The sequence below is a fragment of the Planococcus sp. SE5232 genome (genome assembly GCF_050686535.1).
Taxonomy (GTDB): Bacteria; Bacillota; Bacilli; order Bacillales_A; family Planococcaceae; genus Planococcus.
Genome location: NZ_JBOGCP010000003.1, coordinates 128,174 through 150,981, shown reverse-complemented (window position 1 = coordinate 150,981; position 22,808 = coordinate 128,174). Strand labels below are relative to the sequence as shown.

The 22,808-nt window shown below is 47.0% G+C and carries 22 protein-coding genes; 13 read left to right on the top strand and 9 right to left on the bottom strand.

The window, feature by feature from the left end; translation table 11 throughout:
- Together ACRC6Q_RS11985 and ACRC6Q_RS11980 are read right to left on the bottom strand one after the other, a co-directional pair.
- Positions 1–888: a fructose bisphosphate aldolase gene (locus ACRC6Q_RS11985; protein ID WP_431466608.1), complete on the bottom strand. Its 888-nt coding sequence runs from the start codon at positions 886–888 to the stop codon at positions 1–3.
- 154 nt (positions 889–1,042) lie between these two features.
- Positions 1,043–2,518 (bottom strand): protein adenylyltransferase SelO, encoded by a 1,476-nt coding sequence (locus ACRC6Q_RS11980; RefSeq protein ID WP_431466795.1) that lies wholly within the window; start codon positions 2,516–2,518, stop codon positions 1,043–1,045.
- 141 nt (positions 2,519–2,659) lie between these two features.
- Between ACRC6Q_RS11980 and ACRC6Q_RS11975 the strand changes: the two genes are divergently transcribed.
- From ACRC6Q_RS11975 to ACRC6Q_RS11950, 6 genes are all read left to right on the top strand, one after another.
- Complete coding sequence (locus ACRC6Q_RS11975) at positions 2,660–3,271, top strand: type 1 glutamine amidotransferase family protein (RefSeq protein ID WP_223635650.1); 612 nt, start codon at positions 2,660–2,662, stop codon at positions 3,269–3,271.
- A 155-nt stretch (positions 3,272–3,426) separates the two neighbouring features.
- Positions 3,427–4,116 carry a response regulator transcription factor gene (locus tag ACRC6Q_RS11970; RefSeq protein WP_431466607.1) on the top strand — a complete coding sequence of 230 codons (690 nt, stop codon included), beginning with the start codon at positions 3,427–3,429 and terminating at the stop codon, positions 4,114–4,116.
- Positions 4,109–5,125: a sensor histidine kinase gene (locus ACRC6Q_RS11965; protein WP_431466606.1), complete on the top strand. Its 1,017-nt coding sequence runs from the start codon at positions 4,109–4,111 to the stop codon at positions 5,123–5,125. Before ACRC6Q_RS11970 ends, ACRC6Q_RS11965 begins: the two co-directional genes overlap by 8 nt.
- Before the next feature lie 174 nt (positions 5,126–5,299).
- Positions 5,300–6,067 (top strand): ABC transporter ATP-binding protein, encoded by a 768-nt coding sequence (locus tag ACRC6Q_RS11960; protein ID WP_431466605.1) that lies wholly within the window; start codon positions 5,300–5,302, stop codon positions 6,065–6,067.
- Positions 6,060–8,039: an FtsX-like permease family protein gene (locus ACRC6Q_RS11955; RefSeq protein ID WP_223635662.1), complete on the top strand. Its 1,980-nt coding sequence runs from the start codon at positions 6,060–6,062 to the stop codon at positions 8,037–8,039. The genes ACRC6Q_RS11960 and ACRC6Q_RS11955 overlap by 8 nt, the downstream gene beginning before the upstream one ends.
- Before the next feature lie 197 nt (positions 8,040–8,236).
- Positions 8,237–9,358, top strand: coding sequence for an NADH-dependent flavin oxidoreductase (locus ACRC6Q_RS11950; protein ID WP_223635665.1), 1,122 nt, complete (start codon positions 8,237–8,239; stop codon positions 9,356–9,358).
- A 71-nt stretch (positions 9,359–9,429) separates the two neighbouring features.
- Here ACRC6Q_RS11950 and ACRC6Q_RS11945 read toward each other — a convergent pair whose 3' ends face one another.
- The 4 genes from ACRC6Q_RS11945 to ACRC6Q_RS11930 form a co-directional block, all read right to left on the bottom strand.
- Positions 9,430–10,341, bottom strand: a complete 912-nt coding sequence (locus tag ACRC6Q_RS11945) for a DMT family transporter (RefSeq protein WP_223635668.1) — start codon at positions 10,339–10,341, stop codon at positions 9,430–9,432.
- 140 nt (positions 10,342–10,481) lie between these two features.
- Positions 10,482–11,495, bottom strand: a complete 1,014-nt coding sequence (locus ACRC6Q_RS11940; RefSeq protein ID WP_223635671.1) for an STAS domain-containing protein — start codon at positions 11,493–11,495, stop codon at positions 10,482–10,484.
- Between the two features lie 163 nt (positions 11,496–11,658).
- A complete protein-coding gene (locus ACRC6Q_RS11935) occupies positions 11,659–12,558 on the bottom strand; it encodes an oxidoreductase (RefSeq protein ID WP_431466604.1) in 900 nt (299 codons plus the stop codon).
- A gap of 144 nt (positions 12,559–12,702) precedes the next feature.
- Entirely contained in the window at positions 12,703–13,314 is a 612-nt protein-coding gene (locus ACRC6Q_RS11930; protein ID WP_223635679.1) for a hypothetical protein, read from the bottom strand.
- Positions 13,315–13,604: 290 nt separating this feature from the next.
- Between ACRC6Q_RS11930 and ACRC6Q_RS11925 the strand changes: the two genes are divergently transcribed.
- From ACRC6Q_RS11925 to ACRC6Q_RS11915, 3 genes are read left to right on the top strand one after another with little or no spacing between them, the layout of a single operon-like run.
- Positions 13,605–14,333 (top strand): ABC transporter ATP-binding protein, encoded by a 729-nt coding sequence (locus ACRC6Q_RS11925; RefSeq protein WP_431466603.1) that lies wholly within the window; start codon positions 13,605–13,607, stop codon positions 14,331–14,333.
- Entirely contained in the window at positions 14,330–15,055 is a 726-nt protein-coding gene (locus ACRC6Q_RS11920; protein ID WP_223635683.1) for an ABC transporter permease, read from the top strand. The genes ACRC6Q_RS11925 and ACRC6Q_RS11920 overlap by 4 nt, the downstream gene beginning before the upstream one ends.
- 46 nt (positions 15,056–15,101) lie before the next feature.
- Positions 15,102–15,575: an NUDIX hydrolase gene (locus tag ACRC6Q_RS11915; protein WP_431466602.1), complete on the top strand. Its 474-nt coding sequence runs from the start codon at positions 15,102–15,104 to the stop codon at positions 15,573–15,575.
- A gap of 57 nt (positions 15,576–15,632) precedes the next feature.
- Here the strand turns inward: ACRC6Q_RS11915 and ACRC6Q_RS11910 are convergent, their stop codons facing one another.
- The gene (locus ACRC6Q_RS11910) at positions 15,633–16,538 is read right to left on the bottom strand and encodes an oxidoreductase (RefSeq protein ID WP_223635687.1); all 906 of its coding nucleotides are present in this window, start codon (positions 16,536–16,538) and stop codon (positions 15,633–15,635) included.
- A 160-nt stretch (positions 16,539–16,698) separates the two neighbouring features.
- On the opposite strand from ACRC6Q_RS11910, the gene ACRC6Q_RS11905 reads away from it, so the two are divergent.
- The 3 genes from ACRC6Q_RS11905 (at position 16,699) to cax (ending at position 19,588) form a co-directional block, all read left to right on the top strand.
- Positions 16,699–17,448, top strand: coding sequence for a phosphatase PAP2 family protein (locus tag ACRC6Q_RS11905; RefSeq protein ID WP_223635689.1), 750 nt, complete (start codon positions 16,699–16,701; stop codon positions 17,446–17,448).
- A gap of 79 nt (positions 17,449–17,527) precedes the next feature.
- Complete coding sequence (locus ACRC6Q_RS11900) at positions 17,528–18,427, top strand: 3-hydroxyacyl-CoA dehydrogenase (RefSeq protein ID WP_223635691.1); 900 nt, start codon at positions 17,528–17,530, stop codon at positions 18,425–18,427.
- Between the two features lie 105 nt (positions 18,428–18,532).
- Positions 18,533–19,588 (top strand): calcium/proton exchanger, encoded by a 1,056-nt coding sequence (cax, locus tag ACRC6Q_RS11895; RefSeq protein WP_223635693.1) that lies wholly within the window; start codon positions 18,533–18,535, stop codon positions 19,586–19,588.
- 78 nt (positions 19,589–19,666) lie between these two features.
- Here the strand turns inward: cax and ACRC6Q_RS11890 are convergent, their stop codons facing one another.
- Both ACRC6Q_RS11890 and ACRC6Q_RS11885 read right to left on the bottom strand, forming a co-directional pair.
- Complete coding sequence (locus tag ACRC6Q_RS11890) at positions 19,667–20,197, bottom strand: TlpA family protein disulfide reductase (protein ID WP_223635695.1); 531 nt, start codon at positions 20,195–20,197, stop codon at positions 19,667–19,669.
- A 137-nt stretch (positions 20,198–20,334) separates the two neighbouring features.
- On the bottom strand, positions 20,335–22,161 hold the full coding sequence (locus tag ACRC6Q_RS11885; protein ID WP_431466601.1) for an LTA synthase family protein: 1,827 nt from the start codon (positions 22,159–22,161) through the stop codon (positions 20,335–20,337).
- Positions 22,162–22,436: 275 nt separating this feature from the next.
- On the opposite strand from ACRC6Q_RS11885, the gene ACRC6Q_RS11880 reads away from it, so the two are divergent.
- A complete protein-coding gene (locus tag ACRC6Q_RS11880; protein ID WP_431466600.1) occupies positions 22,437–22,727 on the top strand; it encodes a hypothetical protein in 291 nt (96 codons plus the stop codon).
- Positions 22,728–22,808: the final 81 nt, after the last annotated feature.

Below are 22,808 nucleotides of genomic sequence, written 5' to 3'. Positions count from 1 at the left end.
TTACGTAATGGAAGCTTCATAAATGCCTTTGATGGAATTTTCCAGCATGTTGTTGAATTCCTCATCCGACTGGCTGGCGCTGACGCCTTCGGATAATGCACGTGAGAAGCTGGCGATGAGCCCCTCATTGGCCGCCAATTTCTGGTTGGCGTCGTCCCGTTTGTATCCGCCGGAAAGTGCGACTACCCGAAGTACACGCGGATGGTCGATCAATTCTTTGTAGTAATTATCGACTGTTGGAATAGTGATTTTGATCATGACGTTCTGATCGTCACTCAACTGATCCAGGTGCTTCAGCATTTCCTCTTTGAGGATTTTTTCAGATTGTTCTTTGTCTTTGCTGTTGATGTCAACTTCAGGTTCAAGAATTGGAACCAAGCCGGTTGCGAGAATCTGTTTGCCGATTTCAAATTGCTGCTCGACCACTTTCTTGATGCCGTCAGGATTGGCTTCCTTAATCACGGAACGCATTTTGGTTCCGAAGACATTTCGTTCATTGGCGCGCTTCAGCACGTCATCCAAATCTGAAATCAGCTTCATGACCTGAACGCCGTTTTCTTCATCGGCAAGCCCTTTATCGACTTTCAGAAAAGGTACGACGCCTTTTTGCTGCCATAAGTAGTCAGGCGTATACTGGTCTTCCACTTTGCGGTCCATCGTCTGTTCGAACAGAATTGCGCCAATTATCGAATCGGAATTGAAGGAAGGTGCCGTCATGACGCGTGTCCGCATTTCGTGAATCAAGTCATACATTTCCTCTTCAGTCGAATATTGGTCTTCCGATACGCCATAAAGCGCCAATGCTTTCGGTGTGCTGCCGCCACTTTGGTCAAGCGCAGCAATAAAGCCTTTTCCGTTTTTTACAAATTCCAATTGTTCTTGATTCATCATCCCAGCTCCTTAGATAAATTTTTTGGTAAGTAATCACTTCGTTTTAAAAAATTTAATGCAAAGAACCTCTTTCACTGAATATTGTAACAATATAAAGACGAAACTACAAAAAGAAATTTTTAACTGATTGAGATGCCTTTATATCGATAAATCATGTCCCGCAAAACGTCTGGTAAGGGCCGCTTGTCGGCTCGGGTGGTTCAGCGTATGCCTCTTGTTCTGGAGAGTGGGCATATGGGTCGGCGAGAACCGCAAGCAACCGGTGCAGCACGCTGTAATCACCCTGGAATTCAGCTGCTGCCAAAGCTTCCTCTACCCGATGGTTGCGGGGGATGAGTGCCGGATTGCTGCGGCGCATCAATTGATGGCTCTCTTCCGGCGATTCTTCCTGGCGATCCAGCCGTGCTTGCCAGGAGCGGTGCCATTCCTTAAATTCCTGTGCATCGAACAGTTCGCCGCCCTGGAGCTTATCGAATGTCAAAGCACGAAATGTGTTGGTGTAATCGGCATCGTGTGCGTGCATCAGATTGAGCAGCTCTTCCACCAGCGTAGAGTCTTCAGCTTCTTCATTGAAGAGCCCGAGTTTTCCACGCATGCCCGCAAGCCAGTGGCTCTGGAATTGCTCAATGTAATTGGTGAGTTCGTCTTGTGCCATGCTGACGGCTTCTTCCGGAGTCTCGTGCAGCAAAGGTAACAAACTTTCTGCAAAACGGGCCAGGTTCCATCCGGCAATCATCGGTTGGTTGCCGTAAGCATAGCGTCCCTGAGCATCAATTGAACTGAAGACCGTCTTCGGATCAAAGCTGTCCATGAATGCGCAAGGCCCGTAGTCTATCGTTTCGCCGCTTATGGCCATATTGTCGGTATTCATGACCCCGTGAATAAATCCAGCCAGCTGCCATTTGGCAAGCAATGAGGCCTGTCGCTTGATGACTTCCTGAAACAGTGCCAGATAAGGAGTTGAATTGTTCTGGACATGGGGGAAATGGCGTTCCAATGCGTAGTCAGCCAAGGCTTTCAACTCTTCTTTTGTACCAAATCGTGCAGCGTACTGGAACGTGCCGACGCGCAGGTGGCTGTCGGCGACGCGAGTCATGACAGCCCCCGGAAGCGCAGTTTCGCGGCGGACCGTCTCCCCTGTTTCGACAACGGCAAGGCTGCGGGTAGTCGGGATGCCGAGACCATGCATCGCTTCACTGATCAGGTATTCGCGGAGCATGGGACGAAGCGCTGCCCGGCCATCGCCGCCGCGGGAATAGGGCGTTCTCCCGGAACCCTTCAATTGGATATCCAAGCGCTTGCCATCAGGCGTCAGTTGTTCGCCCACCAATAAGGCCCGGCCGTCGCCCAGCATCGTGAAATTGCCGAATTGATGTCCAGCGTAAGCCTGGGCAAGGGGGAAGCTGCCTTCTGGAACCTGGTTGCCGGCAAGAATAGCAACGCCGTCTTCTTCCGTCAATTCAGAAGGGTCCAGCCCGAGCGTTTCCGCCAATGCTTCATTTAATACAACCAGTTTAGGTGAACGCACCGGGTTGAGCGTAATTTTGCTGTGGAAAATATCTGGCAGGCGTGAATAGCTGTTATCCAACTGCCATCCGGTATGGGTTAGTTCTTTTTTATGCATGATCGAATTCTCCTTTTTTCAGTAGGATGTACTCTTATTATACCCTCTCTGTCGGGCAATCATGTCACAGCTGTTCGAGTGATTTGCCTATGATATAATCCAGTTAACAGAAAAGTAAGTATTCAAACGGGAGGAGGAAAAAAGATGAGCAATCAAAAAGTTTTGTTCGTGCTTTTGGATGAGTATGCGGACTGGGAAGCGGCTTCCCTGGCTGCGGCGCTGAACGAAGAACCGGAAGGAGAAGGGCAAAGGTTCGATGTCAAGACCGTGTCGTTGACGAAGGATCCGGTCAAATCGATCGGCGGCTTTACGGTACTGCCCGATTATGGCGTGGATGATGTACCTGATGAGTACGCTGGACTGATTCTGATTGGTGGAAATTCCTGGCGAAAAGAAGACAGCAAACGGATCATGGAACTTGTCGGAAAAGCCATCGAAAAAGAAGTTGTAGTCGGAGCGATTTGTGACGCGACGGTATTCCTCGGAAGAAATGGCCTGTTAAACGAAATCCCGCATACCAGCAACTACTTGGAAGATCTGAAGGAAACAGCAGGTGATCAGTACAGCAACGAAGTTGGCTATCTTCACCAGCAAGCTGTCCGGAGTGGACAACTCATCACCGCCAACGGCTCGGCATTTTTGGAATTTGGAAAACATGTATTGGAAGCGCTGAATGCCGCGCCGCAGGAAGAAATCGACGAGTGGTATGGCTTCTTCAAACAAGGCTATCACGAATACATGAAAACCAAGCAATAGCCCTTTACTGAGCGAACCACCTTCCATTGTGAGACTGCATCCACAATCCAGGGTGGTTTGTTTTTGATGGTGGCCAGGAAGAAACTTCGCTAAACTGGGAAGAGGGATAGACGGAATCGATTATTCTATGCAGATTAAAAGATTGGAATGATAAGATGTTCAAAATCATGATTGTGGAAGACGATTTGACGATCGCCGGCATACTGAAAGAAGAGCTGGAAAAATGGAATTATGAAGCTGTTCTGGTCGATGATTTCAGCCGTGTGCTGGAAGAATTCAAGGCCCACGCCCCTCAGCTTGTGTTATTGGATATCCAGCTGCCGTCTTTCAACGGCTATTACTGGTGCCAGGAAATCCGGAAAGTGTCGCAGGTGCCGATCATTTTCATTTCTTCGCGCAATGAAAATATGGACATCGTCATGGCCATCCAAATGGGGGCGGACGATTTTATTTCCAAGCCTTTCGATTTGACGGTCGCGGTCGCCAAAACGCAGGCGCTCCTCAGACGGACCTACGATTTCAAGGAATCGGATAATTTCTTGAACTTTAACCAGACACTTCTGAAGCCAGGTGAATCAAAGTTGTTCGCCGGGGAGCAGGAAGTGGATTTGACCCGAACAGAACTGAAGATCATGGAGCTCTTGTTCCTGCAAAAAGGCGACTATGTGACTCGGGAAGAAATCATGGTCAAGCTGTGGGAAGACGAGTCATTCATCGATGACAATACATTGGCCGTCAATATTGCGCGGCTGCGGAAAAAACTGGCGAAGGCAGGGCTTGTGGATTTTATCCTGACCAAAAAGAATATCGGCTATGCACTCAATAAGGAGGCGGCCCATGCATAAAGGTTCAAGAGGCGCTTTGTATCAGAGCTTTCTGCTGTCGATCCGGCCACAGCTGTTTTTGTTCATCGGCATGAGCGTCATTTTTGGAGTAGTCTATGTCTTAGGAAGACTCCCGCTGACTTTGTTTTTCTACAGCCTGCAGGTGGCAGCATTTCTGCTGCTGATTTATTTGGTTGTCGATTACTTCACGTATGCCAAACGCTACAAGCTGATCCGCGATCTGGAGCTGGTGAATGCCTCACGCCTCGAAGAGATTCAAACAAGTTCCGGTTCCTTAGACCAGCTCTACATAGAAAAAATAGAGTCTTTGCTTGGACAGCTGCGGGAATCCGATAATCTGCATGCAGAACGGCAGACCGACCAGCTGGATTATTTCACATTGTGGCTCCATCAGATCAAGACGCCGATTTCTGCCATCAGCCTCCTGACGCAAAGCTCGCGGGCAAAAGAAGCAAAGCAGATTTCACAGGAACTGGTGAGACTCGAAGATTATACGCATATGGCGCTCAATTACATCAAGCTGGAAGAACCCGGTGCGGCAATGGAATTATCCCTTGTCGATCTGGATGAAGTCGTTAAAAAAGCGATCAAGAAATATTCCATTCTGTTCATCTACAAAGGCATTCGGCTTGATTACCAGCCACTCGAAATGAACGTGCTGTCCGATGGCCAATGGCTGCAGAATTTGCTGGAGCAGATTTTGTCGAATAGCTTGAAGTATACACCGGAAGGTTCAATCTCCATTTACTGCGATCCGGACAGCGCAGAAACATTGATCATCGAAGACACGGGCTTGGGCATCCATTCAGAGGACCTTCCGAAGATCTTCAATAAAGGCTATTCCGGCATGAACGGCCGGCTTCATGAAAAATCGACAGGTCTCGGCCTGTTTCTCAGTAAAAAAATCTGCCAGCGCCTCGGACACCGGTTGGCGATCGACTCAAAGCCTGGCAAAGGGACACGTGTCGCCATTGACATGTCGCGTGACGAATTGCAGTTGTTCGATTGAATAGAGGACCTGATAGCGTCTGGCTAGAATGATTTCTCCACCACCTCTCGGATATAAAAGTGGCTTTTCCCAAGCAATCTTACGAAACCGTAAGATTGCCTTTCTGTTTGTAAGGATAGGTACAGGCAGCCGGTTCGATCCTGCCGTATGATTAAAAGCAAGGAGGGGTTGGCAATGACCTTATTAGAAATCAAGAACTTGAAGAAAGTATATACGGCGAAATTTTCAAATCAGCAGACAGAAGCACTGACAACCGTCAATTTTTCAATAGAGGAAGGCGAGTTCGTTTCCATCATGGGGGAATCAGGGTCAGGCAAGACCACGCTGCTGAACATCATATCCACTTTGGACGATGCGACATCGGGAGAAGTTTTCCTGGATGGCAAACCGTTATCGAAAATCAAAGATAAGGAGATTTCCGCATTCCGCAGAAATACACTTGGCTTTGTCTTTCAGGATTTCAATCTTTTGGACAACTTTTCGATTCGCGACAATATCCTGCTGCCGCTGGTGCTGTCGAAAACGCCGGTTGCAGAGATGGAAGCACGGCTGCTGCCGATTGTGAAGAATCTTGGGATTGAAGCCCACATCGATAAATTCCCTTATGAAGTATCGGGTGGGCAGAAGCAGCGGGTCGCTGTGGCGCGCGCCTTGATCACTCAGCCGAAAATCATTTTGGCCGATGAACCGACGGGAGCGCTCGATTCAAAAGCTTCACAGAACCTGATGGAAATCCTGACAGGCATCAACGAAAGCGGACAAACCATTTTAATGGTGACACATAGTGCCCGTGCGGCAAGTTTTTCCAACCGCATTCTGTTTATCCGCGATGGAGCGGTTTACCATGAGATCTACCGGGGCGATGCACCTGCTGATCAGTTCATGGATCGCATTTCGAAGTCCTTGAAGGTCTTGTCCAGTCGGGGTGAGCAGGATGAATAACCGTTTTTTCTCTTCGTTGGCGCTACGCAATATCAAATCGAACAAACAATTATACATTCCGTATCTATTGTCTTCGAGCACCATCATCATGATGTTTTACTTGATGGCTTCACTTTTGACCAATGAATTCGTCCAGGATCGCTCAAGTTCCCTGTCCCCACTGTTTATGCTCGGTACGGTGGTGATCGGAATCTTTTCGGTTATTTTCATTCTTTATACAAACAGTTTCCTGATTAAACGCAGAAAAAAGGAAATCGGCCTATACGGCATTTTAGGGCTGGAAAAAAAGCATATAGCGAAACTTCTGTTTTTTGAAACGCTCTTTACAAGTTTTTTGAGTATTGCAGCAGGGCTGGTTGGTGGACTGATCTTCGGAAGGCTGTTCTTCATGCTGCTGAATTATTTGGTCAGGTTGCCTGTGGACATCGCGTATTCGACGTCAGGCTTGATCGTTTTGGCGACAACGGGGTTATTCCTGCTGATTTTCGGCATGACGTTTCTTTATAATGTCAGCCAATTCACTTTTGCCAATCCGATCAAATTGCTGAAAGGCAAGCAGGAAGGTGAAAAGGAACCGAAAGGCTCAATCATCCTGTTTATCTTGTCACTTGGTTTTTTGGCCTGGGGCTATGGGATTTCCGTGACGATTCCGGATCCGCTTGAAGCCATGACGAAGTTTTTTCTGGCAGTGCTGCTGGTCATCATCGGTACCTACCTATTCTTCATCTCCGGATCGATTTTCATCCTGAAATCCTTAAAGCGGAACCAGCAGGTTTACTACCGTCCCGGCGCTTTCATCTCCATCTCGGGAATGCTGTACCGCATGAAGCAGAATGCCGTAGGGCTTGCAAATATCTGTATCCTGGCGACCATGGTCATCATTTCGGTTTCAACGACGGTGACGATTTTTGTTGGGTCAGAAGAAGCTCTGGAGAACCGCTACCCTTATGAAAATAATATGACCCTTTTTGGTAAAGTCGACGATATTGATGAAATGAATGCACGTTTTTTTGAGCTTCAGGATGAGATTAGGAAAATAGAGAAATCAATGAATTTGGAAACGACGGAAATCAAGAGCTACCGTTATGAAGCTTTATTTGGTGCTTTAAACGGAAGCGAAATGATTCTTGATGAAAAACTGTCTGAACCGGATGAAGTCATTCAATTGAATATACTGCCGCTGGAGGATTTCAATCAGATGACCGGCAACTCCTATTCTTTGGCCGATGATCAGGCATTGTATTACCATTCGGGAGCTTATGAGGAAAGGGAGCTGACGATTGGTGACAAGACGTACCGGCTTGCTGAAATCGAAAATGAATTTAGTGAGGACATGGATTTAAGCGAATCGATGGCCATTGTAGTACCGGATATCTCACACCTTGCGGATATCCATGCAAACTTTACAGAGCAGTTCCCGGAAAGAAGCTACTTGACTATTGATGCAGTACTCGGCTGGAATACCAAAGGCACGGAAGATCAGAAAAAAGTGTTCGCAGAACAGTTAAATGAAGAATATGGCCTTAAGAGTGGCAGCCAAAACCTTTATGAATCCCGTCTGCTCCAACGTGAGGAATGGTATGGCATGAACGGTGGTTTCCTGTTCCTAGGAATCTTTCTGGGTTTCTTGTTTACCATCGGCACTGTACTGATCACGTATTTCAAACAGGTTTCTGAAGGATTTGACGACCGGGAAAAATTCCAGATTATGCAAAAGGTCGGACTGGACAAGGAAATGATCCAGGATTCCACACGTTCCCAGATTGTCTGGATGTTCTTCTTGCCGATTGGCATCGCCACAATCCATGTCATTTTCGCTTATCCGATTGTCCAAAAGCTGCTGCTGATTTTCGGCGTGACAAACGAAGTCACGTGGCTGTTGTCATTCGTCGGCGTGGTCGTCGCATTTGCGGCCATTTACTGGTTAATTTATCGTCTTACCTCACGTGTCTATTACAGCATCGTTAAATGAATAAAAGATACGTAGCCGTCAGGACAGACATTCAGTCGCCGGACGGCTTTTACCTATCAGCCAAAAGACTGAACTTCTGTTGCTGCCAAGCAGATGCGTCTCCTTTTGCCTGGCTATCGGTTACGATGATAGTAATGGAGACGTCAGGCTTGCCGGCGCCTTCTGATGGGTAAAGAGATAGTCAAGGAGGAATTTATATGACCCTTACAACACAAAATATATTTGAACCGTTCACATTCACATCTGGCCTGACTTTGAAAAATCGGGTTTTGATGGCCCCGATGACGACTTCGTCTTCAGATCCGAATGGCGATGTTACAGAGGATGAATTGACTTATTACAAGCGACGTGCCGAAAGCGGACTGGGTGCTGTCATTACAGCCTGTGCACATGTCGAACCGCTTGGTGTCGGATTTTCTGATCCTTTAGGTGCTGACAGCGATGAACGGATCGGCAGCCTGACCCGTTTGGCTGCATCCATTCAAGAAGGCGGCGCTAAAGCGATTCTGCAGCTCTACCATGCAGGCCGCATGTCGAATGAAGAGCTGCTGAAAGGCGAGCAGCCGGTTGCACCGAGCGCTGTGCCGGCACCGCGCCCCAATGCAGCAATTCCACGTGAAATGACGGAAGAAGAAATCGAAGCAACGATTGCGGCATTCGGAGAAGCGACAAGACGTGCGATCGAGGCCGGTTTTGATGGCATCGAAATCCATGGTGCCAATACCTATTTGATCCAGCAATTCTTCTCGCCGCATTCCAATGTCCGCACTGATAAATGGGGAGGCGATGTCACCGCGCGCATGGCGTTTCCGCTTGCGGTCATTCGATCAATCCAGGAAGCGGTTGCTGAACATGCCGATAAACCATTTGTGGTCGGCTACCGCATCAGCCCGGAAGAACGCGAAGAGCCAGGGATCACGATGGATGATACATTAGAGTTCCTGAACGCCATCGCTGACCAGGGCATCGACTATATCCATGCATCCGTCGGCAGATTTTTTGGAGGATCGATCCGCGAAGAAGACAACCGGTCACGCGTGGAAATGATTCAGCAGCATATCGGCAATCGTGTGCCGGTCATTGGAGTCGGCGGTCTGCAGACGCTGAAGCAAGTGAAGGAAGCATTGGAAATCACACCGCTGGTATCGCTTGGCCATGCATTGATCATGGATCCGGATTGGCTGGCGAAAGTTAAACAGAGCCGGGACGAAGAAATCTTCCAGGCGATCCACTTGAGCAAAAAAGAACAGTTGGATATTCCAGAGAACTTGTGGAATATGGTGACCAATGCACCGGGCTGGTTCCGAGTAGAGGAATAATGCTGCAATGGGTAGAACTTTTTCAAAAAAAAAACAGCGCCACCTGAAGTAATTTCAGGTGACGCTGTTTTTTATAAGGACGATTCTGCAGTTTTTCCGGAAAGTACACGATGTTTTCTGCCTAGAACATTGACGATCATAACCCCGGCGATGGCGATGACACCACCAATGAGCGACAAGGGAGTCGGCAGTTCATGCAGCCACATCCAGGCAACGACAATTGCCACAGCCGGCTCCAGATAAATCAGGCTCGAGACAGAGCTGGCGTTGGCGAGCGACAAGGCGGTTGCCCATGTCACATAGGCAATTGCGGCCGGAAATACGCCAACATACAGTGTCGCCAGATGGGCTTCCAAGGTCGCAGACTGCATCGCGCTGAACAGACCAGGAGAAAAGAGGAGGAACGGCAAAGTACCGGCCCATGTAAAGTAGGCGGTCAGTTCGATTGCGGAGTAATGCGTCAACAGCGGCTTTTGGAAAACAAAGAAAAGAGCTGAAGCAAATGCAGCGACCAACACCAGCAAAGCCCCGTTTGTCAGTGTCAGCGAAGCGCCAGCCGATCCGAAGGCGATAAAGAGAATGCCGATAAAACCGATGCCAAGACCCATCCAGCCAAGGCTGCTCAAGCGTTCCTTCAAGAAAAATGCAGCGATCAACGCTGTAAAGATCGGACCGGAACCGACGAGCATACCGGCTGTACCAGCAGAAATGGTCTCCATTCCAAAGGTGACGAAGATATGGTAGACACTGATGCCGATCCATCCCAGTATCAGGATCCGGAGAATGTCGCCTTTACGGGGCATGCGGAATTTCGTTCCCGGCCATAGTGCATATATGAGGAACAGAGCCGAAGCAATCAGGAAGCGGACCAGTACGTTTTGTCCCGCATCATAGCCGCCCTGCAGCCCGACCCGAATGGCTGCGAAGGAAGACCCCCATATTAAAACAGAAAATAACGCGAGTGAAAAAGCTTTTGCGTTCAAGTGATCTCCTCCATTAACCATTGAGCGAAACAATGGCTATCCTATCCATGCTAATAAAACAGACAGGAATTAGTATATTCTTTTTTGGAGGAAATGTCTCTCAGAAGAAGCGCTATTTCGCTGGAACCCGGGCCGATGTTTCAGACAATCTTCCGTCCGCTTCGGCCGAGCGCATAATAGATTCCGTGCTGCAGGCTCTGCAAGGATTCAAAAGTCTTCAGGCTGTTTTGGGATTGCGCAATGATGATTGCCAGTTCAGGTGAAATGCCGACAAGGATGACTTCTGTTCCAAGAAGCCTGGCGGAAGCGCCCAGCTTATCGATCAGGGAAGCGGTATGCTCGGTAATGTGCTGGTTTAACCCGGTCAGATCAATCAGCAGGAAATTGGCTTTATGTTTTGGCAATTCGCTCAGGGTTTTAAAAATCAAATCCTCTGTCCGCTGTTCATCATAGCTGCCGATCATCGGTACTACGATAATGCCTTCGAGTACTGGGATGATTGGAGAGGAGAGTTCCTTCACTAAACTCTGCAAAGATTTTGTGTGTTCATCGACTAAAGCTTCCAACTTACGGATTTGGTCACCTTCCTGCTTCCGGGACAATTCATGGATATTTTGCTGGACTGTCACGTCGGAAGGGAAATACTCGACGATGCTGTAAGGAGTATCTTCTTTTTGGTACTGGATGATTTTATACCAGAAATTGATGCCGAACAAACCCGTCAATACCCCTGCATAATGCGAAGGGACGAAGATGCCTTCTGTGTCCTTGTTTTTCAGCAGGTTCATTTTATATTCCCAATCGTTCTGTATATGCAGCGTAAAGGTGTTTTTTTCAGCATCCATGTCAATGATCTCGACTTTTCCCCATCCGGCAGGAGCGTATGTATTGGAAATCCACTCAACAACATTTGATGTATCAATCTGCTTCATGTCTTTGAAGCCTTCACCTACGATAACCCCTTGGCGAAATCCGGTTGTTTCCAACACAAGTTGCGTCGCTTCTATACCTGAAATATCTTTGATTGTGTCAAAGAAGGTTTCCATGGCGGTCGTCCAAAAAAGGACAACATCTCCACCTTCAAAAAGAGCTTCTCCTGTTTCCAAATCCCACTTGAGTTCTATTCCGCCAACATTAACGCTTTTTTTACTCATGCTAAAAATTCCTCCATTGATGAAAAGTGATGTAACGTGTGATATTCATACTTGTCCCTTAAGTATTCCCTTAGGAATAAACAATATGTCTTGGTGCGAAAATTTTTTGGACGGCAAAAATCCCAGGCAGTTGCCTGTGAATAAACAGCTGAGATTGGTTGGATCATTCCTGTAAAGAAGATTCGAAGGGATAAAGGACAGTCGTCAAGCTTTCCGATACTTCCCAAAGCTGTCGGGAGATATTCTGGTCTGTCGCATTGGCGTGTGGGGTGCCAAGTGCCGGAAAGCCTTTTCGCTGGAACTGGCCGTGAGGACCGATATATTCGCTACCTGTCAAATCCGGTTCGGTCGCAGCGTATAATGTCGACAACGCACCCATATCGGGTGGCTGAAGGAAAAGGTTGGCAAGGCGTTTAAATGGAGCCGGGATTTCCCACTTGCCCAGTTTGAATATATTGGTGGCAGAAACGCCGGGATGGCAGGCGATGCTGATCGTCTCAAGGCCATGCTCTTTCAACCGCTTGTCAAGTTCCAGCGCAAAGTAGAGATTGGCAAGCTTGCTTTGGTTATAGAATTTCTTTGCCTGATAACCTTTTGACCCATCGAGATTAGTGAAGTTGATGGAACCGCGGCTATGTGCCCGGCTGCTGATGGTCACAACACGTGAATTCGGCGTTTTTGCCAATACCGGCAGAAGCAGACCGGTCAATGCAAAATGGCCAAGATGATTACTGCCGAACTGCATTTCAAAACCGTCTTTTGTTTTAGCATAGGGAGGTGCCATGAGGCCTGCATTATTAATCAAGAGATGAAGTTTGTCATAGGAATTTTTGAATTCTTCTGCGAAATATCTAATACTCTCAAGATCCGCTAAATCCAGCTGCATGACGCCAATCTGAGATGAGGGATAGAGGTTGAGCAATGCGGCACGTGCGGCTTCACCTTTTACCGTATTGCGCACAGCCAGGATGATGTTTGTGTCCATCTGCAGCAAACCCTTTGCTGTTTCAAAGCCGATCCCGCTGTTGCCGCCCGTGATGATGGCTGTTTTTCCTGTAAGCAAAAAATCACTCCCTCCATTTCCATTATGCCAGTCAGTCTGGAATCTGTAAGGCTTATTTTATCGTTTCTTTGGCTCGATTGGAATTTTGACAGATAAAAAAGCGGACTTTCCATCAATTGCTTGATGGAAAGTCTGCTTTTGATTTTAATGGTGTTTTTCCCACTCGCCGTAAGTCACTTTGACGTCAATGACTTTTTTAGTTGTGGAAGTTTTGACATTTTCTTTGGAAACCTGTTTTTTGGTCGTCACTTTCACTTCCGGCTTACCGTATTTTTTCTCAGTATCAACCTTGGTTTCATCGCTGATCACTTTGCCATTGCTACCTGGCGCTCCTCTGTGTTTGAGTGTATGGACAGTGGTTTTGATGATTTTGACAGGAGTGGTGATTGTTTTGATTTTTGTTGTTTTTGTCACTTCATCCCATGTGGTGACTTTAATGATCTTATAAGTGGTTTCGGTTTTGACATCCCGGTACAATTTATGATTTTTTGGATGTTGTTCTTTGGTTATTACCACGTCGACTTTTTCAGAAACATCTTTCTTGGATTTCTTGACTGTTGAAGTATCGGTGGATTTTTTTACCTCTACCTCTTTATCATGGCTCACATCAACTGTTGTCGTTACAATGGTGGTGATGCCTTTTTCAAACGTCACCGTTTTCGTTACATGGCTGTCGTCTTTGCCGCCAGCCAATGAGCTGGAGGCAAAACCAAATACGAGTACAACTGCAAATAAGATCATAAACAGCTTCTTCATCTTCTTTTTCTCCTTTTGATTGATAGATTTGTGTACGTCCCAACAATTTTAAAAACAGCACAGACAAATCCAGCAAAGCTATAAATGAACATATTCTATGCGGCCGCATGAAATTTCAGTTCATTGTTTATGATTAAATTATATTACTAATAACAAAAAAATACCACAAATTTTCAACGGTTTTATAAATATTTTATTCGCTTTAACATATCTGTACGATGGCTTGTTGCTTTATTATCCATCAGCTTCAAATGGCGTTAGAATGGAGAAAAGGAGGCGTTGGAGGATTCATGGAAATAGCGATTAAAGAATTGACCAAAACATTCAAAGATCGGGTTGCCGTAGATCATCTATCGCTGACAATCGGACAAGGGGAGTTTTTTGCGCTCTTGGGTGAAAACGGAGCGGGGAAAACCACAACCATCAAATTACTGAGCTGTCTGATGGAGCCGACGAGTGGAGATGCCATCATGCTGGGGGATAGCATTTCCGAAAATCCGCAGGCAGTGAAAAAGAAATTGAATATCTCACCGCAGGAAACAGCAGTAGCGCGTAACCTTTCCGTCAAGGAAAACCTCGAGTTCATTGCCAGGATCTATGGCAGCGACAAAAAGGAAGCAGAACAGAAAGCGGAACAGCTGATGGACAAGTTTGATCTGAAGGATCGGGCCAAAAGCAAAGGCAGGACGTTGTCAGGCGGATTGGAGCGCCGCTTAAGCATTGCGATGGCAATGATTTCAGAGCCGGAAATCATTTTTCTGGATGAGCCTACAGTTGGCCTGGATGTCCGTGCACGATTGGATTTGTGGCAGATTCTGCTGGATTTGAAAGGGCAGATCACCATCATTCTGACGACGCATTATTTGGAGGAAGTGGAGGCGCTGGCGGATCGCATCGGCATTATGCATAAAGGCAGGCTGCGCGCCCTCGGTACCTTGGACGAATTACGGAAACAGACCGGACAAGCCAAACTCCAGGATGTCTTTCTTCAGCTTACCGCAGAGGAGGGAACCGGATGAGGGCTCTGACATTTGCACAGCGCAACCGCAAAGAGATTTTACGGGATCCGATGACATTGCTGTTCGGCATGATTCTGCCGCTGTTGATGCTGTGGCTGTTTTCGATGATGGCTGAGAATATGCCTTTTGATCTCTTTACGCTGCGCAAGCTTGCTCCTGCAATCATCGTGTTCAGTTTTTCGTTCATTACGCTGTTTACTGGCATGCTGATTGGCCGCGATAAAAGCAGTTCCTTTTTGATGAGGATTTTTTCTTCTCCGATGACTGCAATCGATTATCTGATCGGCTACGCGCTGCCGCTGCTGCCGGTAGCGTTCATCCAGATGGCTGCCTGTTATGGAACGGCACTGCTGCTGGGCATGCCAATCACATATGATGCAATCCCAGCTTTCGGCGTACTGGTGATCATTTCACTTCTCTATATCGCATTCGGCCTGTTCTTCGGAACCTTTTTCACCGACCGCCAAGTGGGGGCGATGTTTGCAATTTTTGTCAATATCACGACCTGGCTGAGCGGAACTTGGTTTGAGCTAGACATGATTGGCGGCATTTTCGAAACAGTCGCTTATCTGCTGCCGTTTGCCCATGCCGTGGACGCTTCAAGAGCTGTCTTTGCCGGAGACTACCGCGCGGTTCTTACGCCGTTGGTATGGGTAATCGCCTATACAGCGGTTATCTTCGGAACTGCCGTGTGGGGATTCCGAAAGAGGATGCGCGGTTAAAGTTTTACTTTACAATAAACGTTAAAAGATAAGGGGTTATGGCAAAATGGGTTATATAGAAGAGTTGCGGGCAATTGTCGGTCATCGTCCGCTGATACTTGTCGGGGCGGTAGTAGTGATTGTCGATGAAGATGGCCGCTTGCTGCTTGAAGAGCGGAAATTCCCAAAGGATTTGTGGGGTCTTCCGGGCGGACTGATGGAACTTGGGGAATCCACAGAGGACACAGCAAAACGGGAAGTTATGGAAGAGACAGGATTGACGATTGAAGAACTCAAACTGATCAATGTCTATTCTGGCCCACAGCATTTTGTGGTAGCCGAAAACGGCGATGAGTTCTATGTGGTGACGCTCGCTTATTATTCCACTGAATACCGAGGTGAATTGACCGTCGACAAAAAAGAATCATTGAGCTTCAAGTTCTTTGCTTCAGAAGAACTGCCGGAAAAAATGGTCGGAAGCCATCGCACAGTGATTGAGGAGTTTCTCAATAAGCATTATCCAATTGTGCTGCCGGAGTAATCGCTCTCTGATGAATAGGAAAAGCCGCTTTCATGGATGAACATGAAAGCGGCTTGTTTATTGGGCTGTGGCATTGGCAAAATCAAACTTTACACTGGTCAATTGTTCCGATACTTCCCAGAGTTTTTTGGATACTTCTTCATCACCCGCAGAAGCGTGAGGCGTGTCCAGCGTCGGATAGCCCTTGCGTTGGCCTTTGCCGTCCGGGCCGATATATTCGCCGCCTTGCAATTGCGGCTCTGTTGCCGCATAGATGGTCGGCAAAGCACCCATATCAGGTGGCTGCAGGAAATTATGCATCACTGTCTTGAGCAATCGTGGGGCATCGCGTTTACCGAACTTAAAGAGGTTGGTCGCGGAAATTCCAGGATGGCAGGCAAGACTCAGTGTCTGAAGGCCATTTTGCTTAAAGCGCTTGTCCAACTCCTGGGCAAACAGCAGATTGGCCAGTTTGCTTTGGCTGTAGAACTTCATCGGCTTATAGCCTTTTGTGCCATCGAGATTATCAAAATCGATGGATGCTCCTTTATGGGCCAGGCTGCTGAGGGAGACGACACGCGAACCGGGTGTTTTTTTCAGCAGGGGCAACAACAGGCCGGTCAACGCAAAATGGCCGAGATGATTGCTGCCGAACTGCAATTCAAATCCATCCTTCGTCTTTGAATAAGGCGGGGTCATGACACCGGCATTGTTGATCAGCAAATCGAGTGAATCGTATTGGCTCTTAACGTTATCCGCGAATGTCCGGACGCTTTCAAGGTCTGCCAAATCCAGTTTCATCACATTTATCGCTGCCTTGTTATACGTAGTAAGGATTAAATCACGGGCTGCCTCGCCTTTTGCTGTATCGCGTACGGCCATGATGATCTGTGCGCCGCGATCGGCGAACACTTTAGCAGCTTCCAGGCCGATCCCACTGTTGGCACCGGTAATGATGGCTATCTTTCCAGTTAGTTGTTCCAAAAAAATCAGCTCCTGAGTTATTTACTTTTCTTCTAGTAAAAATACCACGGTGCCGCGTGTCTAACAAATTATTGGTTCCACATAATTGGTTTTTTTACATAATCTTTGAAAGAGAAGGGTAAAGAGAACATATCTGCAGTAGGTAGGTGGGAGCGATAGGATGGAGAAAAATGAAAAAATAGCTGGCCTGGCATTTTTGCTATTGCTTGGCGGGCTGGGCGTTGCGGCACTTTTTATTGTGTTATTTGCCGAATTGGCGGAAGAAGTGATGGAAAAGGAATTCGGTCTGTTTGATCGTTTCATCATCAGCCTACTTGAAGCGGGAGCTGGAGAGACGATGGATACGGTGATGTTCATCTTCACCGAGATGGGTTCAGCCTGGTTTTTGACGGGCTTATCGATTATTGTTCTGGCAGTATTGGGAGTTAAATTGAAAGATAAATGGGGGATTCTCTTTTTCATTATTGCAGTAGGGGGCGGCTCGCTCTTAACATTGCTGTTGAAGAATCTGTACGTAAGGGAGCGTCCAAGCATCAATGCTGAAATTGATGCAATCGGCTACAGTTTTCCGAGCGGCCATTCAATGGGCTCCTTGATTTTCTATGGTTTTGTGATGTACCTTGTTATCCGGACGCATCAGAAGGCATGGGTTCAAGGGCTGACTTTGACTGTTCTGAGCCTCCTCATCTTTTTGATCGGCAGCAGCCGGATCTACTTGGGAGCCCATTTTCCGAGCGACGTCCTTGCCGGTTATATTGCTGGTTCCATCTGGCTGATTTTGAGCCTGATTGCATTGGAATGGATTCAGTGGCACAGCAGAAGTCCGCTGCCGCCAGTCCATGCACTGCGGAAATTACTTGGGCCGTTGTATAGAACAGTGCGGACAAGAATCCCTTTTTTCAATAAGTAAGGCGCACAGTTCCTTGACTGGGTTTTAGCGGAAGCTATTGTCAAAGCATGAAACGAATCGGATATAAAGGAGAATGATGATGGATTACAAGAAAATAACGGTTGCGGGCAGTGGTGTATTAGGGAGCCAGATTGCCTACCAAACAGCATATAAAGGATTTGATGTAACGATATACGATCTCAACGAAGAAGCGATTGAGAGCTCGAAAAAACGATTGGCCAAGTTGAAGAAAAACTACCGCAATGACTTTGGCGTGAGTGAAACGGAAGTGGACGCCGCTTATGGCCGTCTGTCTTTCCATACCGATCTGGCCGAAGCGGTTGCTGATGCAGATTTAGTGATTGAAGCGATTCCTGAAGTAGCGGACATTAAAACGGCTTTCTATACAGAACTGGGCAAATCAGCTCCTGAGAAGACAGTATTTGCGACTAATTCCTCGACGCTGCTGCCAAGCCAGTTTGCAGAAGCGACAGGGCGTTCGGAAAAATTCCTGGCTTTGCATTTTGCCAATACAATCCGCATCAACAATACTGCTGAAATTATGAAACATCCGGGAACAGCTGATCAAGTTTTTGAGGACATGATCAAATTTGCCGAAGCGATTGGCATGGTAGCATTGCCTCTTTATAAGGAACAGCCTGGCTATATCTTGAATTCACTGTTGGTGCCTTTCCTGGAAGCCGCTGAACTGCTGCTGGTCAAAAAGGTCGCGGACGTTGAGACCGTCGATAAGACCTGGATGATCGCAACAGGGGCGCCGCTTGGCCCTTTCGCTATTTTGGATGTGGTCGGCATCAATACAGCCCACAATATTGTCCAGGCGAAGGCGGCAGCCACCGGCAATCCAAAGTTTGTGGAATTGGCTCACATGCTGAAATCGGAATACTTGGACAAAGGGAAGCTTGGAAGAGAAACCGGTGAAGGCTTCTACCGCTATCCGAACCCTTCTTTCATGAAAGAAGGATTCCTAAAAAATTGATTTGAAACACGTCCAGCCATTGAGTGGTGGGGCGTGTTTTTTGTCATGTTAAGAAATTAAAAAAACTGGGTATCCATTATTATCAAAATGAAAAGAAGGGATTTTATGAATCGGGTATTTGGCATTTTAGTGGCAGTCGGTGTGCCTTTGACGGTGATCGGTTCTTTTATGGATTGGCCAAGCATTGCCATGTTCTTCATTTGTTCCGTAAGCGTAGTTGCATTATCCAGTTTTATGGGAAGAGCGACAGAAAGCCTGGCAATCGTCAGCGGTCCGCGCATCGGTGGACTGCTCAATGCAACCTTCGGGAACGCAGTGGAATTGATCATCTCTATTTTTGCTCTGCAGGCAGGGTTGATTGGAGTGGTATTGGCTTCCTTGACCGGTTCGGTATTGGGGAATTTGCTTCTGGTTGGAGGATTGTCGTTTTTCCTCGGCGGCATCAAATTCAAGCGGCAAATGTTCAATGTCCATGACGCCACCCATAATTCCGGCTTGCTGATTTTTGCAGTTGTCGTGGCATTTGTAATCCCGGAAATTTTTTCGATGACCATGAATGAAACGGAGACCATCCAATTGAGTGTCGGCATCTCAATTATCCTGATTCTTTTGTATTTGGCGGGCTTGTTCTTCAAGCTGGTTACACACCGGGGCGTTTACAGCCATGCAGACGCAGCACAGGAAACTGAACACGAAGAACCGGAATGGCCGAAGAAGAAAGCACTCATCATCCTGCTCCTTGCCACATTGATCGTAGCGTATGTCTCTGAAAATCTGGTCCATACATTTGAAGAAGTGGGGGAAGAGTTCGGCTGGTCTGAACTGTTCATTGGAGTCATTATTGTCGCAATCGTCGGGAATGCCGCTGAGCATGCTTCGGCACTTATCATGGCGATGAAGAACAAGATGGATGTGGCGGTGGAAATCGCCATCGGCTCGACTTTGCAGATCGCCATGTTCGTTGCGCCCATTCTGGTGCTGATTTCCCTTTTCATGCCACAGCAGATGCCGCTGGTCTTCACGATTTCTGAACTGGTGGCGATGATTACGGCTGTGTTTCTGGCAATCAATGTCATGAATGACGGCGAGTCGAACTGGTTTGAAGGTCTAACCCTCCTGGCTGCTTACCTCATTATGGGAATAGGATTTTATTTATTGTGATGGGTTTGATTGTCTGAAATGAATTCTTATAACAAAACGTGTTTTCCTGTGCCAAAAGGCGAAGGAAAACACGTTTTGTTATTTTATCGTCTCGAAGCTTGCTTTGATTTCTTCATTGCTGAAATGGCCAGTCTGACTTTTGACGAGTGTTCCATCTGAACCGATATAGACGGAAGTTGGATAGCCGATGATGCCGTATTTTTCGAAGAAAATGCCGCCTTCATCCAATAGCACAGCTATGTTTTCGGCATTTGGAAACCCTTCGAACCATTTCGTGAATGATTCTGTACTCTTTTCAGCATTCGAATCGGGAGATACAATGGTCAGGACTGCAAAATCCGTTTCTTCACCGGCTAATGTATTCAACTCTTCCATTCCTGACAAGCAGATTGAACACCAGGAAGCCCAAAACTTCACATAGACTTTTTGGCCGGCATAATCCGCGAGATTCTGCTCATTGCCTTCCAGATCCATCAATTCGAAAGCAGGCGCGGGTTCACCATCGTTCAGTTGGCCGGCGGCAGCGCCGCTTTCCTGTGAATTGCCGGAACAGGCACTCAAAGCGACGAGAAGGACAAGGAGCAGTATGTTTTTTGTCAGCGCTCTCATGGCCATCATCCTTTCCAGTAAAAGTGTGCTCAACTCTTAATAACTCCATCATATAGTGGGAATCTGAGAAAAGACATTGAAGCACCTCGGTTTTCCGCAAAAAACCATCTCCGTTTTTACGCAAAGATGGTTTTTTGTCACTTTTTGTTTTTATTGATTTGCTGCAGCGCATTTTTCTGGATGATCGTATCCGATATACGGAGTTGATCGGCTGCAGTTTCGATATGTTCTCGGCATTGGCCGATTTCAACTTCCGCGCCTGAAGTGGTATCGTAGCACGTTCCGCTTCCACCGGGAGCAGTCAAATCAGGTTGGAAATAAAACTCCTCGTAACGGAAAGCTCCGTCACGGAAAACGGTCAGGTTGCTGTCGTCATCCAGAAGGGATTGGCCAAGCATATAGGGTGGGTTGATGTCCAACAGATCGAGAATGGTCGGAGCGATATCAATTTGGCCGCCAGGATTATTGACAGTGCTGCCTTCTTCCATCTTCGGTTCTTTAATGAAAAGTGGTACCTGCTGATCGAGTTCAACTAACTCGACTTCGGTTTCAGCACCCAATTCCTTTGCCATTTCGTTGTCGGGCTGTGTCAATCCGCTATCATGGTCGCCGTAGAAGATGATAAGGGAATCATCCCACATATCCTTCTGTTTCAGCTTTTCAATCATCACACCGACAGCCCCATCTACATAATGAATGGTTTCGTAATAGCCTTTCAACAGAGGATCTTCATAACCGGTCAAATCCAGCTGCTCCAGCTCCTTAGGTATTTCATAAGGCGTATGGCTTGAAAGTGCAACCAGAAAAGCAAAATAAGGCTCTTTCAGCTGCTCAGTAAGCTTGATGGAAGTCGTAAAGAAATCTTCATCATTCAAAGCCATGCCGATGTCCTGATTGTCCGGAAAATCTGTTTTACTGAAGAAATGATTAAAGCCTATATTTTTGTAGAAATCATCGCGATTCCAGAAATCCTTTTCGAAAGCATGCATGGCTGCCGTGTCGTAGCCAGCGTTTTTCAGCAGTTCCGGCAACGCATCAAATTCATTATCAGCGTATTGTGTATATACGGAACCGGATTTCAAAGGATGCAGGGAAGTCAGTGTGATAAACTCGGCATCAGAGGTACGGCCTTCATGTGTTTGATGATAGAATGACGGGAAAAAATTCGACTCTTCTTTCAATGCATTTAAATGGGGGGTTAGCTCCTGCCCATTGACCTGCTGGCCAATCACAGAGGTTTGGAAAGACTCTAATTGAACGACAATGATATTGGGTTTTTCCGAGTCGGAAACAGCTGAAGGCGTTTCAGGATTCAACTCCAGGATCCGCGCTTCTTCTTCTGCTGTTACGCTGTCGTTTTTAAAGAGAGCACCTACACCCTGGACAAAATCCAAGCCGTGATAGCCCCAAAATCCAAGCTGGTAGTATTCACGCATATTTGAAATCGGCTCATCGACGAGCCATTGTTCTTCATTTGTATAGCTGATTGCGATAGGAATGATAACCAATGCCAGGCCAAGGACAAAACCTGATCCGGCCATCATTCTTTTTTTCTTTTGATTGACCGGCTCCTGATTCTTACGAGTGGCAAAGAGGGTGAGGGAAAAAATCAGCAGATCTGCGAAAAAGAAAAAGTCTATCGCTTCGATCAAGGTCATGAATCCACCGCCCACGTCACTCATCTGGGTAACGTCCGAAAGCAGGGCTATGGACAGTAAATCATTAAAGTAGCGGTAATACCAAAGGTCGGAAATGAGCAGGGTGCTATGCAAAAACAGCAAGGTCAACAAAATCCATCGGCGTTTCTTGTAGCTCAATAACAATGTCCAGCTCGACAAGACGACGATGGAGGCAAGGTTAAGAACAAAGAAGCTGGCCTGAAATTCAGTGCCGGCATACATGCTGAACAGAAATATTTTGAAAATCGATAATGACAGGTAGACCCAATACTCCAGAAACTTCATAGCGCACCTCCGAACAAGTTATGGCGCTTTGCGGATCAATATAAATGAAGCACTTGTCAGTGAACCATTTTTTCTTGCTGCAAAACGTAGTTGTTCTTTTAAATACCACTTATCAGACAACAGGAAACCTGCGGTCATGTCTGTATTGTGTCAATGTGAGTTGGCAGATCAGGAGTTTGAATCTGTCCGGGGGGTGGGTATTTAAGAGAGGAAGAGGCTGGCAGCAATGGACCCGGAATTCCAAAGGGGGATAGCCTTATAAAGGAGTGTTAAGTGTGGAAAGATTCAAGAAGGCTCCAGACAAAACGACATCAGCCAAAGTGGAATGCAAATACCCGGTATTGCCTGTAGGTCAAAATTTCCTTGTGGATTTTGGCAGTCAACAGGCTCTTCATGGCAAATGGCAGGTCGTGGAAAACACGGAAGCTCCATTTTATCTATGCAGCCGGGTGTTTGATAATGGAGAATTGTCCAGAAGAAAATCGGCTGATCACCGCCGTAAGTTTTTCGAAGCAGAAATTTATCGTGCATTGGATGGGAATCCTGAAGAAAGTCTATTGAGATGATGGAGCGGCTGCTCCTTCGAGAAAGGCGGCTATTTTTTATTGTCTGCTGTTTTATTCTCAAAAAGAGCGGAGAAACGAAGA